The sequence below is a fragment of the Agrobacterium sp. A3-95 genome, assembly GCF_053521785.1.
In genome coordinates this window covers 754,187-773,011 of the sequence record NZ_JBNWDR010000001.1, presented here as the reverse complement: position 1 = coordinate 773,011, position 18,825 = coordinate 754,187, and the positions used below count along the sequence as shown (strand labels likewise).

Below are 18,825 nucleotides of genomic sequence, written 5' to 3'. Positions count from 1 at the left end.
TTGAAAAATTTGCATGAGATGTTTTTGGGCCGCCTGGCTTTGGGAACGGCTGCCATTGTCTTGATGGCGCCATTGGTAGGTCACGCACAGCAGACGACCGTCCTGCGTGAGATCACCGTCGAGGGGCAGGGCGCGGAAAACGCCACCGGTCCGGTCCGGGGGTACGTCGCGAAGAAAAGCGCGACGGGTTCGAAAACTGAGACGGAAACGAAGGACATTCCCCAGTCCGTATCGGTCGTCGGCCGCAAGGAAATGGATGACCGCGGTGTCGTGACCAAGATCGACGAGGTACTGCGCTACACGCCCGGCGTTACGGCGGAGCCTTTCGGCACCGATCCGGATACGGACTGGTTTTACATTCGCGGTTTCCAGGCAACCCAGACCGGCGTGTTTCTGGATGGGCTGAACCTGTTCAGCTACGGTTTCGGCGGTTTCCAGATGGATGCCTATGGTTTGGAGCGGGTGGAGGTGCTGAAGGGACCGGCTTCGGTGCTCTACGGCGGCGCCAATCCCGGCGGCATCGTGCAGATGGTTCGCAAGCGCCCGCAGGATGAGCTGGTCCGCGAAACGGAAATCGGTATCAACAATTTCGGCAATGCTTTCTTCGGTTTTGATCTCGGCGACAAGATCGATGGTGAGGGCGTGTGGAAATACCGCGTCACTGGCAAGGTCTCGGGCGGCGATAATTACACCGACTACTCCGAGGATCTGCGTGGCTTCATCATGCCGCAGATCACCTTCGAGCCGGATGCTCAGACCAGTGCCACGCTCTACGGCTATTTCTCGGCGCTGGATCAGGTGCATGTCGGGAATGGCTTCCTGCCCTATGTCGGGACTGTGGTTGACGCACCTTTCGGCAAGCTCGACCGCAAGGCCTTTTATGGCGAGCCTGATATCGACAATGGTCGCGTCTACCAGTCCATGGTGGGTTACGAAGTCAGCCACGAATTCGACAATGGCTGGAAGATCAGCCAAAACGCCCGCTACGGCCACCTCTACAAGCACGAAACCGGACCCTATGCGGGCGGCTGGGCCAATACCGACGCCAATGGCCAGCCAATCCTCGATGCCACCACCAATGACTATATGCTGACCCGCTTTGGTTATGACGGCCTGTCGAAGGTCGACAGTTTCGGCGTCGACAACCGCGTCGAAGGCCAGTTCGATACCGGTGCTGTCAGCCATTCGCTGCTCTTCGGTCTCGATTATAAATACTACAAGCTGGATCAGGTGCAGGCGTGCTGCGGATCGAATGCGATCGGTGCGCTCAACCCGGTCTATGGTTCGACGCAGGGAACGAATTTCGTCTACGCCAATAACGTCGTGACGCAGCAGCAGATCGGCATCTATGCACAGGACCAGCTGCGTTTCGGCGATGGCTGGCTGGTAACGCTGAACGGGCGCTACGATTACGTCGATACGGAACTGAACAACAGGCTGCCAGCGGGTGTGTCTCGCCGCTCAAATGACGATGCGCTGAGCGGTCGCGCCGGTCTTGCCTATGAATTCGACAATGGCCTGACGCCCTATGTCTCGGCGGCCACCTTCTTCAATCCGCTCATCGATACACTTGCGGACGGCAGCTCCGCCGTACCCGAGGAAGGACATCAGTTCGAGGCCGGTATCAAATACGAGCCGACCTTCTTCGATGGCAGCATCACCGCCTCTGTCTTCAAGCTGGTGAAGGACAACGCCATCGTTTCCTATACCGCCGGCGGCGTAACGACGAGCGGCCAGTTCGGACAGGTGGAGTCTACCGGCTTTGAGCTGGAGGCGAAGGCCAATCTCACCGACAACTGGAAAACCATCGCCTCCTATTCCTATACCGATCTCGATATCACCAAGGACGCCAATCCTAACCTGATCGGCAAATCTCCGTGGATCGTGCCTGCTCACACCGCGTCGCTTTGGGTGGATTACGCCTTCACCGATGATACGTTTGAAGGCCTCAGTATTGGCGGCGGCGTGCGTTATCAGGGCAAGTCCTGGGCAGATGCGGCAAACACGCTGCGTGTTCCGGATGCTGCGGTCTTCGATGCCGCGATCCGCTACGAGAAGAACGACTGGACGGCATCCGTCAACGTCGCGAATGTCTTCGACAAGGAATACGCCAAGAGTTGCGCCGGCGTCTCGGTTTGCGGCTGGGGTGACAGCCGCACCATCACCTTCAAGCTTTCCAAGAAGTGGTAACGGGTAGCTGGCAGTTGCGGGAAAAATAGTTTGCCCCTATAAACATGAATAATCTTATCATGTTTATAGGGGCGCCTTTGCGCCTTGCGGGATCGAGAGGCCATGGCTTTCCGCGTTCGGATGGAAAATGAGATCGAGGGCTTTGCCGTCATCGGCGGCCCACGCTCGCGGGTGTGGAACGGCATCGTCGCCGATCTCTGGGACGTGCGTTGCGCATCGAAGGCGGGTGGCCGCTATGTCGGCAAGGACCCGCGTTTCGTTTTCCTGCTCGATATGGATGGGACGAATGATGGCCGGTTCATGATGAACCGTAGCCGCCGCGACAATTACGCGTCATCCGAAGCGAACCGCATTTCCTTCGTACCGGCCGACCTGGATATACATGCGGAACTCAGCAATGTTTCCTTCGTGCGCCATCTCGATCTGCACTTCGATGCGGGATTGCTGGGGGCGCGGCTGGTGCAGGGGTTCGATCCGCACGGGTTGCTCGATCCGCACCTGATGTTCGAGGATGAGCGCCTGCTGGTGCTTGCGCGGCTGATCGCCGCCGAATGTGATAATCCAGACCCTTTGCACGATCTATACGGCGAAAGCCTCGTGCTGGCGCTATTGACGGATTTCCTCAAGGTGAAGCGGGAGCCGGTCAAAAAACGCAGCAAGCTGGCCTCCTGGCAGTTGAGGGCGGCGACCGATTACATTCGCGAACATTGCCTGCGGTCGATAAGGCTGGAGGAACTGGCAGAACTCACCAACCTGTCGCAATCCCATTTCAGCCACGCCTTCAAGGCGTCGACAGGCGTACCGCCGCATCAATGGCAGATGCAGGCGCGTATCGATCGGGTCAAGGACCTGATGATGCGAACCGACATGGCGCTGACCGACATCGCCATCGCAGCCGGGTTTTCGGATCAGGCGCATTTTTCCCGCGTCTTCCGTAAAATGGTCGGTGTTTCTCCTTCCGTCTGGCAAAAAATCCGCCAATAGGGCTTTTTCCGCGCCTCCTGATCCGCGTCTTCAGTCCGCAGCGCGCGAAAAGCTTCGGAACGAATTTCTGGTGGAGGGGTTTACCAGGCGTAATACTCACGAGGAAAAACCAAGGAGGAAAGACGTTATGTTGCATCAAGAACCCCGTGCCGGGCAGGACCCTTACGTCAAGGATACACCGAGCCTGATCGCCAGCGACAAGGTTGAAGGCACGCGCGTCTATGGCGCCGATGGTAAGCATATCGGCTCGATCCAGCGGATCATTCTGGAAAAACGCGGCGGCCGTGTCGCCTATGCGGTTTTGAGCTTTGGTGGCTTTTTCGGAATCGGCGACGACTATTATCCGCTGCCGTGGGAAAAGCTCCATTACGACGAAGAGCTTGATGGCTATCGCATCGATCTTACCAAAGAGCAGATCGAAAATGCGCCTCACTTCGCCAACCTGGACGATGATGACCTGCTGCATGCGCGAGACCGCAAGGTTTACGACTACTACGGCGTCGCACCTTACTGGATGTAGATCGAACGAAATATAGCAAGCATGAAAATGGCCCCTTTCGAGGGGCCATTTGTCGTCTGAATATGGTCAGTGCGGATTTTTCTGCATCTCGGAAACCGCATCGGTAAAACACTTTCGCGCTTCCTCCGGCGATTTGCGTCCATCAAGCGCAGCGCGGCAGGCGCTTCTGGCTCTCACGAAACTCAATCCGCGAATTTTGGGCCAGCCTTCCGTCAATAACATCAGTGCCTCGAACGGGCCGGCGATAACGCTTTTGCCCTTCGCCTCGAGATTGACCTCGACAGGCTCTGTCCATCTCTCGTTCTTCATCGTGCACCTCCCAGAGCAACGCGATCCCGAAATACACCCGACAGCAAAGCAACCCATGAACGCAGCCGTGTGTTACCGCTGATTAGAATAAGCGCAAGCGATCGAATTGACAACGGTGATCAACGAAAGCCGAAAAACGAAAGAATCGCCAGAACGATGACGACGAGGCCCACGATGTAGATGATCTGGTTCATGATTTTCTCCTTAGCTGGTGTCATCACCATAACGTGAGGGAGAAGATGAGGTTCCAGTCGGTATTACGAATTTAATCACGTACTAAAATATTGTGCGCATCTGATGGTTGTCCCGTCATATCCTGCGCAAATCTCATTTGCGCAGGATCACCCAGATCGCGTGAATGATGCCGGGAATGTAACCGCAAAGTGTGAGCAGGATATTCAACCAGAAATGCAGGCCAAGTCCGACCTGGAGAAACACGCCAACCGGCGGAAGAATGATGGCGATGAGAATACGAAGGACATCCACGATGGCAGGCTTTCCATTTGATTGCGACTTGCTGCTCAACGTGCGGAGGCCTGTTTGGTTTCAAAGGTTTTATGATTGCAGCAGCAGCGCCAAATGACGATTTCCGCCAGTGGACAACGCCGCGCCAAAGGCAACTCAATGTCGGAAATGAATTTTTTAAGAAGAAATGGTGCCGCTTACGTGACTCGAACACGTGACCCCGTCATTACGAATGACGTGCTCTACCAACTGAGCTAAAGCGGCCCGATTGTGACCCGTTTGTTACGGATCAGCTTCATGGCGGGCTGATACAGGCAATGCTGACGGATTTCAAGCCTTGAATGCGCGGGTTTCGAAAAATCCGAAAAAAAGCTTTGCCTGCCCGTTGTTTATAGGTGGCCTCAGCCTCTCGCGCAGATGCGCTGTCTGGCTGCCTCATACTCGCGTACCAGCCGATCGACGAGGTCAGCCACCGGCTCCACCACCTTGACCGCGCCGATGCCTTGTCCGGCGCCCCAGATATCCTTCCAGGCCTTTGCTCCGCCGGTGGCGGTTTCGAAGTCCATCTTGGAAGGGTCCGCTTCGGGCAGGTTGTCGGGGTCCATGCCTGAGGCGACGATCGAGCTTTTCAGGTAGTTGCCGTGTACGCCCGTGAAATAGTTCGAATAAACGATGTCCTTGGCCTGTGCCTCCACGATCGCCTGCTTGTAAGCGTCGGAGGCCCGGGCTTCCTGCGTCGCGATGAAGGGGGAGCCTATATAGGCCATATCCGCGCCCATGGCCTGCGCCGCAAGGATGGAGCCGCCATTGGCGATGGCGCCAGCCAGCAGCAGGGGGCCATCAAACCATTCGCGGATTTCCTGAACCAGGGCGAAGGGTGAAAGCGTGCCCGCATGTCCGCCGGCACCCGTTGCCACTGCAATCAGCCCGTCCGCGCCCTTGCGGATGGCGGAGCGGGCGTGGCGATCGTTGATGACATCATGCAGCACGATACCGCCATAGGAATGCACGGCCGCATTGACTTCCGGTACTGCACCGAGCGAGGAAATCACCACCGGCACCTTGTATTTGACGCAGAGGCCGAGATCGTGTTCCAGCCGCCGGTTGGACATATGTACGATCTGGTTGACGGCGAAAGGAGCGGCCGGGCGCTCGGGGTTAGCCTTGTTGTGGGCGGCCAGCTCCTCGGTGATCATTGCCAGCCATTCGTCCAGCTGGCTTTCGGGCCGCGCATTCAGCGCCGGGAAAGCGCCGATGACACCCGCCTTGCATTGCGCCAGCGTCAATTGCGGATGCGAAATAATGAATAGCGGTGACGCTATGACCGGAAGACGCAGATTGTCTTTCAGCACGGACGGCAGCATGTCTCCTCCCACAGATTACGTTTACGCGCACGTAAGTCAATATCGTGTTCGGCAGCGGATTGAAAGCGAAAACAGCGTCGCACTGGCCCGCCAGACCTGCGCTCGCAGCGCCACAATGGATCGATTTTCCCCAAGGCAATCCGGTCTTTATCGCAAACGATGCTTGCGGAGGCGCGGCATAGCCGTTACCGAATCGTAAACCAATGGCGCACTGCCACATATTTTTTGCGAAGAGCAGTAGAATAAGGATCGGTCGTGAGCGGACTGGAAACGGCAATCAGAAATGCTCTGGAAAAATCGGACAGATCGAACGCCGAAGTTCGTGCACGAATTTACCAATCGTCCCGTCAGGCACTGGAAGCGGGCCTGCGCAAGCAGGGCATAGACGACCCGCAGATTGTGGGCCAGCAGCGCCAGCGGCTCGAAAGCCTGATCCATGTTATAGAGAATGAAGAGCGGAATCGTCTTCTGGACAGGGTGGAGCAGCAGTTGCGGCCGCCTGTGCCGGAAAGTGCGGCGCATGACGGCCCCTCGGTCGATCCCGTCTCACAATCGCAGCATCACGGCGATATGGCCGTCGAGCCGGAATTGCGTGGCGAAACGCGCGATGTGCGGCCGGGCGCCGCTGCGGCTCCGGAACCTCTGAGTGCTGGACGTCGTAATGGAAAACCGCCAAGAAGAGGCTCCAGCGCAGGTGACGCCTCGCTCGCGTTTCGTCCGGAAGGTGCCGTTGGCCGCCGCAAGCGTCGCGGACTTTTCGCCCGCCTTTTCATGCTCGTGACACTGCTTGCCTTTGTTGGTTTCGGCGCCTGGTGGGTCTATTCCTCCGGCCTGCTGCTCACGCCGGAGCAGCGCGATACCAGCGTGCCCAATCCGCCGGCACAAGTCCAGGCGGAGGACTTCAACGGTACTGAGCCCGCGCCGAGCCTTTCCGCCGGCCGCGGTTTTTCCGACGACTGGGTGGAAGTATTTAATGCGGAGCGCGGCAGTTCCGGAGTTTCGGCAGGCCCCCGCGCCAATGTCGAGAACATCGCCACACCCGCCGGCAAGGCGATACGGGTGACCTCGAGAAGCGTCTCTCAGGACGGCGCAATCAGCGTCGAGGTTCCGGTGGAAGTGATGCGCGACATGGCGGGTAAATCCTCGACCATCTCGATCACGCTGCAATCCTCCAGCGATCGGCAAACGCAGGTTTCCGTAGCATGCGATTTCGCCACGTTGGGCGATTGCTCCCGTCACCGTTTCACGGCCACGGCCGAGCGTGCGGATATGCTGCTGAACACGACGTTCGAGCGTTCGCTTGCCCCGAATGCGCCCGGCAAGATCTTCATCAACAGCGATATCGATGGCAATGCCCGCCCGGTGAACCTGTACTCCGTGCGCATTTTGCCGGGTCAGTAAGAATCCAGCAAGAAGAGGGAACAAGCGCCGCAGCCGGGGCGCTTGTTGACGTCTCCCAGTCTTATTTCAGAAAACCCGGTCCTGATCCAAGGATCTTGTCGTCGATTTCGCCAATCGCCTTTTTGTCCTTGCCGTCGTAGTCAAGCGTATTGAGGATGTGGCGAATGAGGTTCACCCTCGCACGGCGTTTGTCGTTGGCGCGCACCACCGTCCACGGGGCGACATCGGTGTGGGTCTTTTCCAGCATCTCGTCGCGCTTTTGTGTGTAGTCGTCCCACTTCGTCAGCGCGGCGATATCCATGTCGGAAAGCTTCCAGCATTTCAGCGGGCTGTGGCGACGGTCATGGAAGCGCTCGATCTGCGTTTCGCGGCCGATATCAAGCCAGAACTTGAACAGATGAACACCCTCATGGACCAGCATCTTTTCGAGGCGTGGTGTTTCCTTGAGAAAGCGCTTGTGCTCTTCCGGGGTGCAGAAGCCCATGACAGGCTCCACCCCGGCGCGGTTATACCAGGAACGGTCGAAGAGGACGAATTCTCCAGCCGTCGGGAAATGCGAGATATAGCGCTGGAAATACCATTGGCCACGCTCGGTCTCGGTTGGTTTGGTCAGCGCCACGACACGGGCATAGCGGGGGTTGAGGTAAGCGTGGGCCGCAAAGATCGCGCCGCCCTTTCCGGCAGCATCGCGTCCTTCGAAGACTGCCATCACCCGTTTGCCGGTGGCCTGCAGCCAGAACTGCACCTTGACCAGCTCCACCTGCAGCGCCTTGAGGGTGGCGTCGTATTCCTCCCGCTTCATCTTTTTGTCGTAAGGAAAATCTCCGGCGGAAAGCTTTTTCTCCTCCACCCAGTCGGGAAGAACCGGATCGTCGATGTCGAAGCTGCGCAGCTTGCCGCCAATGGTGATCTCCACCGATCGCTTCTTCGTTTCTTCGCCCATGCTTTCCTCCTGATGTTGTTGTGTAAAGGCAACTCGCTGCCAATGAGTTCATATCCACCCGCATAATTCAAGTGAAAGAGGATTGGTTAGCCGGAGTGCTATCGCAGTGACGATTGCGGCGCAGATTTTGCGCATATACGCTGTGGAAAATACGCGATGATGAATCTCTGTCATGAAGCTGGCCTATGAGACTCCGATGCGCTGTCAGGTGAAAGTGGAAAGTGTGCTGAAATGGCAGTCATGAAAGGCGAGAGTGGATTGAAGCTTTTTGCGAAAAAGCTTGGCCGAAACTGGTTGCCTGTTCTCGTCGTCAGCATGCTTGCCGTTGCTGCCGTTTCTGAGTTGCAAACGCCCTACATGCCCGCCGTCCTGTGGCTCTGCGCCGTCATCGCTATTTTGACCGCTCGGCAAAAGCCGGAGGAGCCGGCTAAGGATGAAACCGCAACTGCTGAGGCGGAAGAACCTGATGTGCCCGGCGAAAACGTCATTTCCGGGGTGAGGGCGGGTCTGGCCGTTCTTGATACGCCCGTCTTCATCCTCGATAAAAACGCAGGCGTTCTTTATCAGAACGGCGCGGCGGAACGCGCCTTTGGCCAGCTTCCGGCCGGCGCGCATATTTCCGCGCGGCTGCGTTCGCCGGGCTTGCTGGATGTCATTCGCGAAACCATCACCACCGGCCAGCCCAACCAGGTCGAGCATTCCGAGCGTTTTCCCTCAGAGCGGGTCTTCATCGTCCGCATTGCCCGGGCGGATGCGGGAGAGGCGGCGGGTCCACCGTTCTACATCCTGTCGTTCCGCGACGTTTCGGAGCTTCGCCGCATCGACCGCATGCGCAGCGACTTCGTCGCCAATGCAAGCCATGAATTGCGCACCCCGCTCGCCTCGCTGCGCGGTTTCATCGAAACCATGCAGGGGCCGGCCCGCAACGACCCCAAAGCGCAGGAACGTTTCCTCGCCATCATGCTGGATCAGGCCACACGCATGAGCAGGCTGGTGGATGACCTCATGTCGCTTTCAAGGCTGGAATTGCGGGCGAATATTGCGCCGGACCAGAAGGTCGATCTCGTCCCAGTCATCGGCCATGTCCGGGATGCGCTGCTGCCGCTCGCCAACGAGCTGGATGTGGTTATTACGCTGCATCTGCCCGACCGGCCGGCAGAAGTGCAGGGCGACCGCGACGAGCTGGTGCAAGTGTTTCAGAACCTCGTTGAAAATGCTTGTAAATATGGCCAGGAAGGCAAGGTCGTGGATGTCTGGCTGCGTGCCGAACCCGGTAAGCCGGTGGAGGTGAGCGTCATTGACAAGGGGCCGGGCATTCCTGCTGAACATGTGCCGCGTCTGACGGAACGGTTTTACCGCGTCAGTGTCGCTGACAGTCGCTCCAAAAAAGGGACCGGCCTCGGGCTTGCCATCGTCAAGCACATCCTCACCCGCCACCGCGCCCGCCTCATCATTAAATCGGAACTGGGCAATGGCACGGACTTTACCGTCAGATTCTGACATAGAGTACGTTACAGATTTTACTTTGAAAAATTTTATAAATAAAATCAATAATTTAGGCTGTCACAAATCTTTCACCGAAGTGACATAAAAGGAAGTGGTTACGGTGGTTAAGAAGAGACCGCCGAGCGCATGCTAAGAGCGTCTGCCGCTATCGGCTGCGTCCACAAACAAGCCCACGACGGGAGAGACAAATGAACTTCGTTAAATTTTCCGCAGCAGCTCTGGTGGCTTCTGTCGCCTTCGCTGGCGCCGCCGCTGCTCGCGACCAGATCCAGGTTGCTGGTTCCTCCACGGTTCTGCCCTATGCCAAGATCGTTGCCGAAACTTTTGCTGAGACTTTCCCGAACTTCAAGGCTCCGGTTGTTGAGTCTGGCGGCACGGGCGGCGGTCTGAAGGCGTTCTGCTCCGGCGTCGGCGAAGGCACCATCGACATTGCAAACGCTTCGCGCCCGATCAAGAGCGACGAACTCGCCGCTTGTAAGGCCGCTGGCGTTGCCGACGTTCAGGAAGTGAAGATCGGCTACGACGGCATCGTCTTCGCAATGGACTCTTCCAACAAGGACATCAAGCTCGAGCCGAAGGATCTGTACCTCGCGCTCGCCGCTGAAATCGTCAAGGACGGCAAGCTCGTTGCCAACCCTTACAAGAAGTGGTCGGAAATCAACAAGGAACTGCCTGATGTAGCGATCGCCGCTTACATTCCGGGTTCCAAGCACGGCACGCGCGAAGTCTTCGAAGAGAAGATCATGGCTGACGGCTGCAAGGAAGCCAAGGCGACCGACGCCATCAAGGCGCTGATCACCGACGCCAAGCAGGCTGCTGCCAAGTGCGTTGCAGTTCGCAAGGACGGCGCTGCAGTCGACATCGACGGCGACTACACCGAGACGCTTGCCCGCATCGACGCCAACAAGACCGGCCTCGGCGTTTTCGGCCTGGCATTTTACGAGAACAACGCTGACCGCCTGAAGGTTGCGACCGTCAGCGGCGTTGTTCCGTCCACGGAAACCGTTGCCAGCGGCAAGTACCCGGTTTCGCGCCCGCTGTTCTTCTACGTGAAGAAGGCTCACCTGGGCGTTATCCCGGGCCTCAAGGAATATGTCGAGTTCTTCGTTTCTGACGAAATGATCGGCCCCGACTCTCCGCTCGCAAACTACGGCCTCGTTGCCGCTCCGGAAAAAGAACGCGAAGAAATTCGCTCCAAGTTCGCTGCCGGCGCTTCGATGTAATAAACAAGGAGGGGTGCGGCCTGCCGCACCCCTCTCTCCGCTCCGGTACCGTTGTGCTTAAGGCGGCTGTCTCCGGTTGACAGTTCCCATCCATCGCCGTCCACATAATTGTTGATGGATTACAGATGGATAGGATGTATCAACCTTGACGCTTGCCAGACTTTGTTACAGTCAGGCGGCAAGCATCTCTGGATGGTCCAGCGGTCTCGTTTTGATGACTTTTTGATTTGCCCGATATCGCACCGTGCTCTTGAGGCACGACGAGGGAACTCTAATGAACACATCGATCCTTTTGCTGATACTGGTGTTGATCGGCATCGGCAGTTATCTGCTCGGCAGCCGCCGCGCCGTTGCTTTGTCTGGTGGGCGTCCCTCCAGCATGCATTCCCGTGCCGGTTATCACGGTTCCTACGCTGTCGTCTGGGCGGTGCTGCCCGCAGCGCTCATTCTCTGTATCTGGCTTGTTATCAGCCCGCTGATCGTTACCTCTGCGGTGCGTGGCGAATTTCCCGAAGATGTGCGCTCCCAATCCGAAGCGCAGCAGAGCCTGACCTACGGCATGGTAACGTCCATCGCCCGCGGTCTTCAGCGTCTGACGCCGGAAGAAACCGCAAAGGTTGATGCGGATACGGCTGCGGTAAGATCGCTTCTGGCATCGAAGGGCGTGGCAATTGCCGGCGAACCCCAGCGTTTCATGGTCGATGCCGCCCAGACGCTGAATGCGATGACCTCCACCAGCCGCCTGGGCATGATCGCCACCGTGCTGCTGGCCGCATTCGCCGGTGCCGCTTATGCACTGCGTTCAATCGCGCCGCGTTTTCGGGCGCGCAACAGGGTGGAGCGGGTCATTCTCGCGGCTCTGGTCGTCGCGTCGTCCATCGCCATTCTGACGACCATCGGCATCGTCCTTTCGATGCTTTCAGAAGCAATCCAGTTCTTCACCATGGTTCCGGCGCACCAGTTCTTCTTCGGAACGGTATGGGATCCGCGTTTTGCCGCTGCCGGTGCGACCGACTCTTCCGGCCAGTTCGGCCTGATCCCGCTGCTCGCCGGCACGCTCTATATTGGTTTCGTCGCCATGCTGGTCGCCGTTCCGGTCGGGCTGTTTTCGGCGATCTATATGTCGGAATATGCGACGCCGCGCCTTCGCTCGATTGTAAAGCCACTGCTCGAGGTGCTCGCGGGCATCCCGACAATCGTCTACGGCTTCTTCGCGCTGACGACCGTTGGTCCTTTCCTGCGAGACATTTCCACGCAGATCAGCGGTCTTGCGACAGGCAACTACGCCAACTTCATCCAGGCGCAGAGCGTCATCACCGCCGGCTTCGTCATGGGCATCATGCTGATCCCTTATGTTTCGTCGCTGTCTGACGATATCATCACCGCCGTGCCGCGTTCGCTGCGCGATGGCTCTCTCGGTCTCGGCGCCACGCGCTCTGAAACCATCAAGAAGGTCATCCTTCCCGCCGCTCTTCCCGGCATCGTCGGCGCCGTGCTGATGACGGCGTCGCGTGCGATCGGCGAGACCATGATCGTGGTTCTTGCGGCTGGCGTCGCTGCCCGCCTGCAGCTCAACCCCTTCGAACCCATGACAACAGTGACGGTCAAGATTGTCAGCCAGCTGACGGGTGACCTTGAGTTTACCTCGCCGCAAACGCTGGTGGCCTTCGCGCTGGGCATAACTCTTTTTGCAATCACTCTTTGCCTGAATATCTACGCGCTTTACATCGTGCGCAAATACCGGGAGCAATATGAATGACCGACATCGTTTCCCCGGCGGCCGGTGCTGCCGCCGTGAACAAGGCCACGCGCCGTGATATCGGCATCAAGCGTCGCTATGCTGCTGAACGCCGCTTCCGCGCCTATGGATTGGCAGCAATCTCGTTCGGCCTCATCTTCCTCTTTCTGCTGCTCTGGTCGGTCGTATCCAAGGGTCACACCGCCTTCCAGCAGACGATGATCACCGTTCCGGTCGAGTTTTCCGAACTGATCATCGATCCAAAGAACGAGCGCGCAACCAATCCTGCAAAGCTGATGACGGCCAACTACCCCGTCCTCGCCCGTGATGCAGTGGCCAAGGTTCTCGGCGTCGCGCCGACGGATAAGGCCGGTCTTCGCGCCGTCAACGTCATGATCTCCGACAGCGTACGCACCCAGCTGCGTGATATCGTCGTCGCCGATCCGTCCGTCATAGGCACCACGCGCAGCGTCACGCTTCTGGCGTCGGGTGATGTCGACAGCGCCTTCAAGGGCCAGGTCGACATGTCGGGGGATGAAGCAAACCGCCGTATCTCGAACCAGCAGCTCGGCTGGATGAACCAGCTCGTGGAAAGCGGACAGCTTGGCAAGCATTTCAATACCGGCATCTTCGTCAACGGCGCTTCGAGCCGTCCGGAAGCCGCGGGTGTTGGCGTTGCGCTGATCGGCTCGTTCTACATGATGCTGATCGTGCTGGTGCTGTCGCTGCCGATCGGTGTTGCGGCCTCCATCTATCTGGAGGAATTTGCCCCCAAGAACCGTTTGACGGACCTTATCGAGGTCAACATCAACAATCTGGCGGCTGTTCCCTCCATTGTTTACGGTCTGCTCGGTCTCTCCGTCTTCATCAACTTCATGGGCTTTCCACGCTCGGCCTCGCTGGTCGGCGGCCTCGTCCTGACGCTGATGACCCTGCCGACGATCATCATCGCCACCCGCGCTGCATTGAAGGCCGTGCCGCCCTCGATCCGCGCCGCCGCACTCGGTCTTGGCGCTTCCAAGATGCAGACGATTTTCCATCACGTCCTGCCGCTGGCAATGCCTGGCATTCTGACCGGCACCATCATCGGTCTCGCCCACGCACTGGGCGAAACGGCGCCGCTGCTTCTGATCGGCATGGTGGCATTCGTCGCGAACTATCCGACAACGCCTATGGATCCGTCCACGGCCCTGCCGGTGCAGATTTACATGTGGGCGAACGAAGCTGAGCGTGCCTTTGTCGAACGGACATCTGGCGCTATCATCATCCTGCTTCTGTTCCTCATTCTCATGAATGTTGGCGCAATCCTGTTGCGTCGCCGCTTTGAGCGGCGCTGGTAGAGGGAGCTAGAGCAATGAACATGTTGTCGGAAGCAGCAGTTGAAAAGGCGCTGGACAAGAAAATGAATGAAGTCTCATACAAGATGATCGGCAAGGATGTTTCGGTTTATTACGGCGAAAAGCGCGCGCTTTACGACGTGAACCTCAATGTCCGCGAAAACACGGTGACTGCACTTATCGGCCCGTCCGGTTGCGGTAAATCCACTTTCCTGCGCACCTTGAACCGCATGAACGACACGATCGACGGTTGCCGGGTCACCGGCAAGATCACGCTCGATACCGACGATATCTACGATCAGCAGATCGACGTCGTGGAACTGCGTGCCCGCGTCGGCATGGTGTTCCAGAAGCCGAACCCGTTTCCGAAGACGATTTATGAGAACATCGCCTACGGCCCGCGTATCCACGGTCTCGCCCGCAACAAGGCGGATATGGACCAGATCGTCGAGCATAGCCTGCAGAAAGCGGGTCTCTGGAACGAGGTGAAGGATCGTTTGCTGGAATCCGGCACGGGTCTCTCCGGTGGCCAGCAGCAGCGTCTGTGCATCGCACGCGCGGTTGCCGTCAGCCCGGAAGTGATCCTGATGGACGAGCCGTGCTCGGCGCTGGATCCGATCGCGACTGCGAAGGTCGAGGAACTGATCCACGAACTGCGCACCAACTACACCATCGTCATCGTCACGCACTCCATGCAGCAGGCGGCGCGCGTTTCCCAGCGTACGGCCATGTTCCATCTTGGTCATCTTGTCGAAGAAAACGAAACCGACAAGATGTTCACCAATCCGGACGACCAGCGCACGCAGGACTACATCATGGGCCGCTTCGGCTGATCCCCGGCCGGTGCTTTATCGTAACCGTACAAGACTGGTGCCTCTGCCGTGCCCCGCTGTTGGGCACGCGCATGCAGGCCAAGCCGGAGGAATAGACCATGACACAGACAACGACCCATTCGCATATCCTGTCTGCCTATGACGACGAACTGAAGTTTCTGACGCGCCGCATCGCCGAAATGGGCGGTCTTGCCGAGCAGATGTGCGGTGACGCCGTGCGCGCACTCGTCAATTCCGATGCTGCGCTCGCGCAGAAGGTCATTTCGGACGATACCATTCTCGACCATGCTGAGCGCGAAATCGGCGACAAGGCGATTGTAACCATCGCCAAGCGTCAGCCGATGGCGGCAGACCTTCGCGAGATCATCGGCACCCTGCGTATCGCCGCCGATCTCGAACGCGTCGGCGATCTTGGCAAGAACACGGCCAAGCGCGTTATCGCTGTCGCCGGCACCGGCGTTCCGCGCAAGCTCGCCCGCGGCATCGAGCATCTGTCCGACCTGGCGCTGGTGCAGCTCAAGGAAGTCCTTGACGTCTATTCCACGCGTTCCGCCGAAAAGGCCAATGCGATCCGTGAACGCGACGAGGAAATCGATGCCATGTACACGTCGCTCTTCCGGGAGCTTCTGACCTACATGATGGAAGACCCGCGCAACATCACCACCTGCACGCATCTTCTGTTCTGCGCCAAGAACATCGAGCGTATCGGCGATCATGCGACGAATATCGCAGAGACGATCTATTACATGACCACCGGCAGCCAGCCGGAGGGCGAGCGTCCGAAGGACGACAGTTCCAACACGCTTGGTTCGGTGACCGAGTAACAGACAAGCAGAAGCTTGCGGAGTTCAGCATATGGTGCCCAAGATTGCAGTTGTGGAAGACGAGGAAGCGTTGAGCGTCCTGCTTCGTTACAATCTCGAGGCTGAGGGATACGACGTCGACACGATACCCCGTGGCGATGAGGCGGAAATCAGGCTGCAGGAGCGCATTCCGGATCTTCTCATCCTGGACTGGATGTTGCCCGGCGTCTCCGGTATCGAACTGTGCCGGCGCTTGAGAATGCGGCCGGAAACAGAACGCCTGCCCATCATCATGCTGACGGCGCGTGGCGAAGAGAGCGAACGGGTTCGCGGTCTCGCTACCGGCGCTGACGATTATGTCGTCAAGCCGTTCTCGACGCCGGAACTCATGGCCCGGGTCAAGGCCATGTTGCGCCGGGCCCGTCCGGAGGTTCTGTCGTCGGTGCTCAAATGCGGCGATATCGAACTGGACCGCGAGACCCATCGCGTTCACCGCAAAAGCCGCGAAGTGCGCCTCGGCCCGACGGAATTCCGCTTGCTGGAATTCCTGATGACGTCGCCGGGTCGGGTGTTTTCCCGCTCGCAATTGCTGGATGGCGTCTGGGGTCATGATATCTATGTCGACGAGCGTACTGTCGATGTGCATGTTGGACGTCTGCGCAAGGCCCTGAATTTCTCGCACATGCAGGATGTCATCCGCACGGTGCGTGGTGCGGGATATTCGATGGAAGCCTGAGCGAAGCGGAACCAGATAGTTTCGCTGGCGAAGTAGTGCAGCAAAAAATCAGGAAGCCCGAAATCTGAAACGATTTCGGGCTTTTTCTATATGAGTATTCGCCAGACTCGATGCCATTGTCCGTTTTAACCGGAGGAGATCGGCTGCGCGTTGAAATCCGGATTGAAGGGTCACGCCCAATAGTAAGGGGAAAGGGTGTGGCCTGCCATCAAGCCGCCCAGAAAGCGGCTTTATTTTTGTCATAAAAAAACGGGCCCGAAGGCCCGTAATTTTTGAGTGCTGAATGCGTGCCGCAACACTCAAGCCTTGCGGCGCTCGCTCACCGGCTGGTAGGCGAGTTTCGCATGGAACTTGCAATAGGGCGAAGATTCCAGCGCTTCACAACCGCAGAAATGGAAGTCGTCCTTCAGCGGATCGCCAACCGGCCATTTGCAGGTGCGCTCGGTCAGTTCCGTCAGCGTCAGGCGACGGGAAATCGGCGTGACAACGTTCTTGGAAGGAACGTAATCGAGAACCTGCGCGGTCTCGATATCGATCTCCTCGTGCAGCGCCGTTGCCGCGTTCGAACGTGTGAGGATGCGCGCCGGTGCCGCGTTGACGCGACCTGCGAAAGTCGTCGCGCGCGGCGCAGGAGCAGCTGTGCGCTTCGGCGCGGAGCGTGCCGAAGTCACTGGACCGCCAGCCTTGACGCGTCCCGGCAGATTGAGACGATGGACCTTGCCGATCACGGCATTACGGCTGACGCCGCCCAGCTGCGCTGCAATCTGGCTGGCGCTAAGGCCCTCGGACCACAATTTCTTGAGCTTTTCGACTCGTTCGTCTGTCCAGTTCATGCCGCTTCTCCGCTTGTCGCGTGTATTTTCGGCAGAATCCCTCTCCGTCTCGCGCGCATGCCGCAAGCGTGGTTTCCGCCTGATTTTCGGTGACTAGTTCCGCCGCAATGCAGTCTAGTAATTAGCGATTAACCTAGTGCCAGCCCGACTCCGTGGCAAGAGTCGCGGGAATCATCTGGAATCGATTTTCCGGTTTTCCCCAACTTGCTGGCGTATTGAGTCTGAAAGGCAACACCTTGGGGCTGGCCCGCCGCCGCATACTAGTGCTTGAGAAGCCCGGGAAACGCTGACTTTTGTTGACATCGGCAAACGAAGTGACAATAGTGCCCCTGCCGCCGCAAGGCGGCATTTTGATTTTCAGGCGAGGGATAACCCCGCAAGCCTATTGACAACAGTTTGACAGCGCATCTGCGCAAGGAGTGATACAGCCATGGCCGAAGCCGGCGCGCCATTGTTTGATACGTTTTCAAGAGCCCCCCTGCGCTTCGAGCGCGGTGAGGGTGTATGGCTGTTCACGGAAAGCGGCGAGCGATATCTGGATTTTGCGGCCGGTGTTGCTGTCAACTCGCTGGGCCACGCCCATCCTCACCTCGTTGATGCGATCAAGACGCAGGCCGAGAAGGTCTGGCACGTCTCGAACCTTTATGAAGTACCGGGACAGGAAAAACTCGCCAGGCGCCTGACGGAAGCGACTTTCGCGGACAAGGTATTCTTCACAAATTCAGGCGCGGAAGCCCTGGAATGCGCCATCAAGACCGCCCGCCGTTATCACTATACCAAGGGCCATCCGGAGAAGTTCCGCATCGTGTCCTTCGAAGGCGCTTTCCATGGCCGTACACTGGCGACGATCGCCGCGGGTGGCCAGCAGAAATACCTCGAAGGTTTCGGTCCCAAGGTCGAAGGTTTCGATCAGGTTCCGTTCGGTGATGTCGATGCCCTCAAGGCCGTCATCACGGCTGAGACTGCAGCACTTCTGATCGAGCCCATCCAGGGCGAGGGCGGCATTCGCTCGCCCAGCAAGGAATTCCTGCAAATTCTGCGCGGATTGTGCGACGAGCACGGCCTGCTGCTGATTTTCGATGAGGTCCAGACGGGTGTCGGCCGCACAGGCAAGCTGTTTGCTTATGAACATACCGGTGTTGCGCCCGATATCATGGCGGTCGCCAAGGGTATCGGTGGCGGTTTCCCGCTCGGCGCATGCCTTGCCACGGCAGATGCCGCTTCCGGCATGACGGCGGGCGTACATGGCACCACCTATGGCGGCAACCCGCTGGCCATGGCAGTCGGCAATGCCGTGCTTGACGTCGTTCTCTCCGAAGGTTTTCTCGAGAAGGTCCGTGACGTCGCGCTGGTCTTCCGGCAGGGTCTGGCCTCGCTCAAGGACCGTTATCCTGACGTGATCGACGAAATTCGCGGCGAAGGTCTGCTTCTGGGCATCAAGGCGAAGATTCCTTCGGGCGAATTGCTGCAGGCCATGCGCGCAGAGCATCTGCTTGGCGTGCCTGCGGGCGACAATGTCATCCGTCTTCTGCCGCCGCTCGTCACCACGGCTGAAGAGGCCCGCGAGGGTCTTGCACGTATCGACGCGGCTGCCGCCTCCCTGACGGTTGCGAAACAGGCAAAAAGCGCCTGAAAAAATC

Annotated in this window: 17 protein-coding genes and 1 tRNA gene; 12 read left to right on the top strand and 6 right to left on the bottom strand. The window is 58.3% G+C overall.

The genetic code is table 11. From position 1 onward, the window contains the following. The 3 genes from ACQZ5Y_RS03855 (at position 1) to ACQZ5Y_RS03845 (ending at position 3,694) form a co-directional block, all read left to right on the top strand. Entirely contained in the window at positions 1 to 2,190 is a 2,190-nt protein-coding gene (locus ACQZ5Y_RS03855; RefSeq protein WP_174049164.1) for a TonB-dependent siderophore receptor, read from the top strand. Positions 2,191 to 2,292: 102 nt separating this feature from the next. After that, positions 2,293 to 3,174, top strand: coding sequence for a helix-turn-helix transcriptional regulator (locus ACQZ5Y_RS03850; RefSeq protein ID WP_013635414.1), 882 nt, complete (start codon positions 2,293 to 2,295; stop codon positions 3,172 to 3,174). Between the two features lie 127 nt (positions 3,175 to 3,301). Continuing rightward, a complete protein-coding gene (locus tag ACQZ5Y_RS03845; RefSeq protein WP_003514894.1) occupies positions 3,302 to 3,694 on the top strand; it encodes a PRC-barrel domain-containing protein in 393 nt (130 codons plus the stop codon). 66 nt (positions 3,695 to 3,760) lie between these two features. Here the strand turns inward: ACQZ5Y_RS03845 and ACQZ5Y_RS03840 are convergent, their stop codons facing one another. From ACQZ5Y_RS03840 to ACQZ5Y_RS03825, 4 genes are all read right to left on the bottom strand, one after another. After that, entirely contained in the window at positions 3,761 to 4,003 is a 243-nt protein-coding gene (locus tag ACQZ5Y_RS03840; RefSeq protein ID WP_003514896.1) for a DUF982 domain-containing protein, read from the bottom strand. Between the two features lie 327 nt (positions 4,004 to 4,330). Then, positions 4,331 to 4,489, bottom strand: coding sequence for a YqaE/Pmp3 family membrane protein (locus tag ACQZ5Y_RS03835; protein WP_003514897.1), 159 nt, complete (start codon positions 4,487 to 4,489; stop codon positions 4,331 to 4,333). Positions 4,490 to 4,656: 167 nt separating this feature from the next. Continuing rightward, positions 4,657 to 4,732, bottom strand: a tRNA-Thr gene (locus ACQZ5Y_RS03830). Positions 4,733 to 4,869: 137 nt separating this feature from the next. Continuing rightward, positions 4,870 to 5,832 (bottom strand): NAD(P)H-dependent flavin oxidoreductase, encoded by a 963-nt coding sequence (locus ACQZ5Y_RS03825; RefSeq protein WP_003514899.1) that lies wholly within the window; start codon positions 5,830 to 5,832, stop codon positions 4,870 to 4,872. 255 nt (positions 5,833 to 6,087) lie between these two features. Here ACQZ5Y_RS03825 and ACQZ5Y_RS03820 point away from each other — a divergent pair, with 255 nt between their 5' ends. Continuing rightward, complete coding sequence (locus ACQZ5Y_RS03820) at positions 6,088 to 7,233, top strand: hypothetical protein (protein ID WP_003514901.1); 1,146 nt, start codon at positions 6,088 to 6,090, stop codon at positions 7,231 to 7,233. Between the two features lie 61 nt (positions 7,234 to 7,294). On the opposite strand, the gene ppk2 is transcribed toward ACQZ5Y_RS03820, so the two are convergent. Beyond that, on the bottom strand, positions 7,295 to 8,176 hold the full coding sequence (gene ppk2, locus ACQZ5Y_RS03815; RefSeq protein WP_174049165.1) for a polyphosphate kinase 2: 882 nt from the start codon (positions 8,174 to 8,176) through the stop codon (positions 7,295 to 7,297). A 240-nt stretch (positions 8,177 to 8,416) separates the two neighbouring features. Here ppk2 and phoR point away from each other — a divergent pair, with 240 nt between their 5' ends. The 7 genes from phoR to phoB all read left to right on the top strand — a co-directional run bounded on the left by phoR (position 8,417) and on the right by phoB (position 16,352). Then, positions 8,417 to 9,676: a phosphate regulon sensor histidine kinase PhoR gene (gene phoR, locus ACQZ5Y_RS03810; RefSeq protein ID WP_174049355.1), complete on the top strand. Its 1,260-nt coding sequence runs from the start codon at positions 8,417 to 8,419 to the stop codon at positions 9,674 to 9,676. A 194-nt stretch (positions 9,677 to 9,870) separates the two neighbouring features. Continuing rightward, entirely contained in the window at positions 9,871 to 10,905 is a 1,035-nt protein-coding gene (locus ACQZ5Y_RS03805; RefSeq protein WP_003514907.1) for a substrate-binding domain-containing protein, read from the top strand. 274 nt (positions 10,906 to 11,179) lie between these two features. Next, the gene (gene pstC, locus ACQZ5Y_RS03800; protein ID WP_003514909.1) at positions 11,180 to 12,664 is read left to right on the top strand and encodes a phosphate ABC transporter permease subunit PstC; all 1,485 of its coding nucleotides are present in this window, start codon (positions 11,180 to 11,182) and stop codon (positions 12,662 to 12,664) included. Further along, complete coding sequence (gene pstA, locus ACQZ5Y_RS03795; protein ID WP_003514911.1) at positions 12,661 to 13,983, top strand: phosphate ABC transporter permease PstA; 1,323 nt, start codon at positions 12,661 to 12,663, stop codon at positions 13,981 to 13,983. The genes pstC and pstA overlap by 4 nt, the downstream gene beginning before the upstream one ends. A 14-nt stretch (positions 13,984 to 13,997) precedes the next feature. After that, positions 13,998 to 14,813: a phosphate ABC transporter ATP-binding protein PstB gene (pstB, locus tag ACQZ5Y_RS03790; protein WP_003514913.1), complete on the top strand. Its 816-nt coding sequence runs from the start codon at positions 13,998 to 14,000 to the stop codon at positions 14,811 to 14,813. Positions 14,814 to 14,911: 98 nt separating this feature from the next. Next, positions 14,912 to 15,637 (top strand): phosphate signaling complex protein PhoU, encoded by a 726-nt coding sequence (gene phoU, locus ACQZ5Y_RS03785; RefSeq protein ID WP_003514921.1) that lies wholly within the window; start codon positions 14,912 to 14,914, stop codon positions 15,635 to 15,637. A gap of 31 nt (positions 15,638 to 15,668) precedes the next feature. Further along, entirely contained in the window at positions 15,669 to 16,352 is a 684-nt protein-coding gene (gene phoB, locus ACQZ5Y_RS03780; RefSeq protein ID WP_003493692.1) for a phosphate regulon transcriptional regulator PhoB, read from the top strand. Between the two features lie 299 nt (positions 16,353 to 16,651). Here the strand turns inward: phoB and ACQZ5Y_RS03775 are convergent, their stop codons facing one another. Further along, positions 16,652 to 17,185, bottom strand: coding sequence for a GcrA family cell cycle regulator (locus ACQZ5Y_RS03775; RefSeq protein ID WP_003514924.1), 534 nt, complete (start codon positions 17,183 to 17,185; stop codon positions 16,652 to 16,654). Between the two features lie 430 nt (positions 17,186 to 17,615). Here ACQZ5Y_RS03775 and ACQZ5Y_RS03770 point away from each other — a divergent pair, with 430 nt between their 5' ends. Then, a complete protein-coding gene (locus ACQZ5Y_RS03770) occupies positions 17,616 to 18,818 on the top strand; it encodes an aspartate aminotransferase family protein (protein ID WP_003514925.1) in 1,203 nt (400 codons plus the stop codon). The last annotated feature ends 7 nt before the right edge of the window (positions 18,819 to 18,825 follow it).

Coding starts and splice junctions, on each gene's coding strand:
- pstA (WP_003514911.1), top strand. CDS start 12,661: ATGACCGACATCGTTTCCCCGGCGGCCGGTGCTGCCGCCGTGAACAAG.
- ACQZ5Y_RS03770 (WP_003514925.1), top strand. CDS start 17,616: ATGGCCGAAGCCGGCGCGCCATTGTTTGATACGTTTTCAAGAGCCCCC.
- ppk2 (WP_174049165.1), bottom strand. CDS start 8,176: ATGGGCGAAGAAACGAAGAAGCGATCGGTGGAGATCACCATTGGCGGC.
- ACQZ5Y_RS03840 (WP_003514896.1), bottom strand. CDS start 4,003: ATGAAGAACGAGAGATGGACAGAGCCTGTCGAGGTCAATCTCGAGGCG.
- ACQZ5Y_RS03850 (WP_013635414.1), top strand. CDS start 2,293: ATGGCTTTCCGCGTTCGGATGGAAAATGAGATCGAGGGCTTTGCCGTC.
- ACQZ5Y_RS03825 (WP_003514899.1), bottom strand. CDS start 5,832: ATGCTGCCGTCCGTGCTGAAAGACAATCTGCGTCTTCCGGTCATAGCG.
- pstB (WP_003514913.1), top strand. CDS start 13,998: ATGAACATGTTGTCGGAAGCAGCAGTTGAAAAGGCGCTGGACAAGAAA.
- phoU (WP_003514921.1), top strand. CDS start 14,912: ATGACACAGACAACGACCCATTCGCATATCCTGTCTGCCTATGACGAC.
- ACQZ5Y_RS03845 (WP_003514894.1), top strand. CDS start 3,302: ATGTTGCATCAAGAACCCCGTGCCGGGCAGGACCCTTACGTCAAGGAT.
- ACQZ5Y_RS03805 (WP_003514907.1), top strand. CDS start 9,871: ATGAACTTCGTTAAATTTTCCGCAGCAGCTCTGGTGGCTTCTGTCGCC.
- phoR (WP_174049355.1), top strand. CDS start 8,417: ATGAAAGGCGAGAGTGGATTGAAGCTTTTTGCGAAAAAGCTTGGCCGA.
- pstC (WP_003514909.1), top strand. CDS start 11,180: ATGAACACATCGATCCTTTTGCTGATACTGGTGTTGATCGGCATCGGC.
- ACQZ5Y_RS03775 (WP_003514924.1), bottom strand. CDS start 17,185: ATGAACTGGACAGACGAACGAGTCGAAAAGCTCAAGAAATTGTGGTCC.
- phoB (WP_003493692.1), top strand. CDS start 15,669: ATGGTGCCCAAGATTGCAGTTGTGGAAGACGAGGAAGCGTTGAGCGTC.